Origin of the sequence: uncultured Blautia sp. (genome assembly GCF_902497045.1) — a bacterium.
GTDB lineage: Bacteria > Bacillota > Clostridia > Lachnospirales > Lachnospiraceae > Blautia_A.
Genome location: NZ_CABVDF010000253.1, coordinates 1 through 3,671, shown reverse-complemented (window position 1 = coordinate 3,671; position 3,671 = coordinate 1). Strand labels below are relative to the sequence as shown.

Here is a 3,671-nt window from a genome sequence, read left to right as displayed (position 1 = left end):
TGATAAAGGTTATAACAGGCAGCGAGTTTAAGATCAACGAAAAAGAGGAGGAGATCAATATGTGTAAAGCGTTGGAAGATCTGAAAGAGGAAGGCCGCAAAGAGGGGCGTGAATCTGCAGAAAGAGAATTTGTAAGGAAGCTTTTGGCAAAGAAACAATTTACCTATGAAGAAATCTCTGACATGACGGACATCTCTGTAGAGGAGATTCAAAAGATAGAAAGACATAAATAATAAAACTGTTTCATAAGGTATCATAAACAGGAATACGGGAGAACAAATGAAATTTATTTCCTATATTTCACAGTTTATGATACCTTTTCTTTTGTTTTATGTGATAGGTTATGGGATTTTATCAAAAAGAGATATATACGGTGATTTTCTGGAGGGAGCAAGAGAAGGCCTGAAGACAGTAAGAGGACTTGTACCGGTCCTTATAGGGTTAATGACAGCAGTGGGGGTTCTTAGAGCGTCGCATTTTCTTGATTTTCTGGGAAAGATTCTTGAGAAAGTAACAGCTGCGGCGGGAATCCCGCCGCAGATTGTTCCTCTTGGACTTGTAAGATTATTTTCTTCCAGTGCGGCAACAGGGCTGCTTCTGGATATATTCAAAGAATCAGGAGCCGATTCTCCGGTGGGGTTAATGGCAGGGATAATGCTCAGCGCCACAGAAAGCGTGTTTTACTGTATGAGTGTTTATTTTGGCTCTGTGGGAATCCGGAAGACCCGCTATACTCTTGTTGGAGCGTTGGCTGCCTCAGTCGCAGGGATGATTGCAGCAGTATGGATCGTTACCTGTGTGATGTGAGAGCTACACCAGATTTTTATTTTTTTCTATGGTTTCCAGAATGATCTTCTGTGTGTACTCTCCAAGATGTCTCTGGTCGTTTTTGTCCAGATCTTTTACATAAACAGGCTTGCAGTATTCCACTATTACATGACAGGGTTTGATCTTTGGAAAATGTGATTCAAAGATCTCAGCGGTATTATTCATGGCAATGGGAATGATAGGGCAGCCGGATTTGCTGGCAATCTTAAAACTTCCTTCATGGAAAGGGAGAAGCTCTGTCTCATCCTGTGCCTTGTTTCTGGTGCCTTCCGGAAAAATACAGATAGAAATTCCTTCTTTTACTTTGTCAATAGCAGTGAGAATAGTTTTCAGCCCCTGTTTAATATCTTTACGGTCAAGGAACAGACAGTGGAGATATTTCATCCAGTTGGACAGAAGCGGGATTTTTTCCATTTCTTTTTTGGCAACATAGCCGGTGCGGATAGGACAGCGGCTGTAAGTCAGAAGGATATCAAAATAGCTTCTGTGGTTTCCGATATAAAGAACAGGAGTATCTTTTGGAACATTTTCTTCGCCAATGACCGTGATCCTGGTTCCGGCAACCCACAGGATAAATTTAAAAGCTCCCTGAACAATACGCAGTGAACTGATGTCTTTGGTCATAGGAGAAAATTTTCCGATAATCCATTCGATGATAAGAACTGGAATGGAAAGAATCAGAAAGCCGATCACTATGATGGCAACAAGTATAAAACGGATCATATCTTTACCTCTTTCGTATTCTATAGTGTAACGTTTATTCCACTCATATTATACAAATGAAATGAAATTCTTGCAATAAATCTTTTGTTCATTACATACAATACTTATCAAGGAATGGATAGGAGGCAGTGTAATGAAAAAAGTGTTCTCCCTGCTTTTTATCATGGCAGTGACTCTGATGCTTGGCGGATGCCGTCTGGTAAGGATCGAAGAGGAGGAAAGAAAACCGGTGACCTATACGGTGGTCAGAACGGGGGAGCTGCCGGAAGAGGCAGAGACTATTGTGAAAGAAAAAAAGGCAGGGAGGTTTCAAATGACCTATCAGAGCGGCAGCGATCTTTACCTTATCCGCGGCTACGGGAAGCAAATGAGCGGAGGCTACAGTATTCAGGTAAAAGAACTGTCCGAATCTTCTACGGCAGTATTTTTTGAAACAAAACTTATAGGTCCCGCGCCGGAGGAACAAAGCGGGGAGCCGTCCTATCCGTATATAGCAGTAAAAATAAAGTATCGGGATAATCCGGTGCAGTTTCAATAATGACAGGGGGAGAAGAATGGAATTAAAAAAAGAAGATATCCAGATGCTCAAAGTAAAAAGTCATGCAGTCAGTCAGGTGACTTTTGATGAAGATTATAATGTTCCGGATGTAAAACCGGATATCGGACGGATGATACAGAACAAAGGAGAAGTTACTATAGATGAGGTACGCCTTAACGACGGCCATGCTTTTTTGAAGGGGCAGCTTACTGTGGATCTTCTTTATGTAGGAGAGGAAGAAGGAAGAATATGCAGTCTTTCTGCCAGACTGCCTGTAGAGGAAACAATGAATCTGGAAGGAATTGCAGGAGGGGACAAAATGTGTCTGAAATGGGAGATTGAAGATCTGAGTCTTCATTTGATCCATTCCAGAAAAATAAATATCAAGGCAGTAGTGACTTTTTCAGCTGCAGTAGATGAGCTGACAGGAATAAGACTTCCGGTGGCAGTAGATGATGAAACTGTTTCTGTAAAGAAAAAGAATATGCGGCTTATGAGCCTTGCGGTACATAAAAAGGATATTCTCCGAAAAAAGGAGGAGATCACACTGGCCTCCAATAAACCGAATGTGGCAGAGATCATCTGGTATACGGCCGAGGTAAGAGGCCTGGATCTGAGACCGGAGGAAGATAAAGTAAGGGCAAAGGGGGAACTTTTTGTCTTTGTGCTTTATGTAGGCGATGATGAGGGAAATACACTTCAGTGGCTGGAGTATTCAGTTCCTTTTTCCGGGGAGGCAGACTGTGAAGGATGTACTTCTGATATGATCCCCAATATGGAAGCTTCTGTGGTAAGCCATTCTGTGGATGTAAAGCCTGATGCAGACGGTGAGGAAAGACAGCTTCTTGCAGATGTAGTTCTGGAAATTGATATGAAGCTTTACCGGGAGGAAGAGCATGAAGTGATACTTGATGTCTATACTCCTGCAAAACAATGTATACCGGAAGGCAAGTCTCAGATTCTGGAAAAACTTCTGGTAAGGAATTTCTCAAAATGCAGACTTGCAGACCGTATAGAAATGAAAGAGACTCAGGGAAAGATCCTTCAGATCTGCCACAGCCAGGGGCGGGTAAAAATAGATAAGACGAAGATTGTAGAGGACGGCGTGCAGGTAGACGGGATCGTATATCTGAAGATCCTTTATATTCTGGGAAATGACGATATGCCATTTTATTCTGTGGACACCATGCTTCCATTTTCGCATGTGACAGAGGCAAGAGGGATACAGGAGGACAGTACCTATTATCTTCATGCAGATCTGGAACAGCTTTTTACGTCAATGTCTGACAGCAGTGAAATTGAGATCAAAGCAACAGTGAGTCTGAACCTTCTTGTGGTTACCCGTCAGGAAGAGCGAATTATTGAAAAGGTGGAGGAACAGCCTCTTGATATGGAAAAGATCCGGCAGCTTCCGGGAATTACAGTTTATGTGGTAAAACCAGAGGATACACTATGGGATATTGCAAAAAAATTTTATACCACAACAGAGGAGATCTGTACGATGAATCAGCTGGAAAACAAAGAAATTTCTTCAGGCCAGCCCCTTCTTCTTGTAAAAAAAGTGGAAGAATGACTATTGAAA

The 3,671-nt window shown here is 42.1% G+C and carries 4 protein-coding genes and 1 pseudogene; 4 read left to right on the top strand and 1 reads right to left on the bottom strand.

Annotated features, from left to right (window positions below; all coding sequences use genetic code 11):
- Positions 1-233: pseudogene (locus tag RDS42_RS13285) on the top strand (hypothetical protein); the annotation flags it as partial.
- Positions 234-279: 46 nt separating this feature from the next.
- Positions 280-807 carry a nucleoside recognition domain-containing protein gene (locus tag RDS42_RS13280; RefSeq protein WP_308784077.1) on the top strand — a complete coding sequence of 176 codons (528 nt, stop codon included), beginning with the start codon at positions 280-282 and terminating at the stop codon, positions 805-807.
- Positions 808-810: 3 nt separating this feature from the next.
- Here RDS42_RS13280 and RDS42_RS13275 read toward each other — a convergent pair whose 3' ends face one another.
- A complete protein-coding gene (locus RDS42_RS13275) occupies positions 811-1,551 on the bottom strand; it encodes a lysophospholipid acyltransferase family protein (RefSeq protein WP_308784076.1) in 741 nt (246 codons plus the stop codon).
- A gap of 133 nt (positions 1,552-1,684) precedes the next feature.
- On the opposite strand from RDS42_RS13275, the gene RDS42_RS13270 reads away from it, so the two are divergent.
- Positions 1,685-2,089: a protease complex subunit PrcB family protein gene (locus RDS42_RS13270; RefSeq protein ID WP_308784075.1), complete on the top strand. Its 405-nt coding sequence runs from the start codon at positions 1,685-1,687 to the stop codon at positions 2,087-2,089.
- Between the two features lie 16 nt (positions 2,090-2,105).
- Complete coding sequence (locus tag RDS42_RS13265; protein ID WP_308784074.1) at positions 2,106-3,662, top strand: SPOCS domain-containing protein; 1,557 nt, start codon at positions 2,106-2,108, stop codon at positions 3,660-3,662.
- The last annotated feature ends 9 nt before the right edge of the window (positions 3,663-3,671 follow it).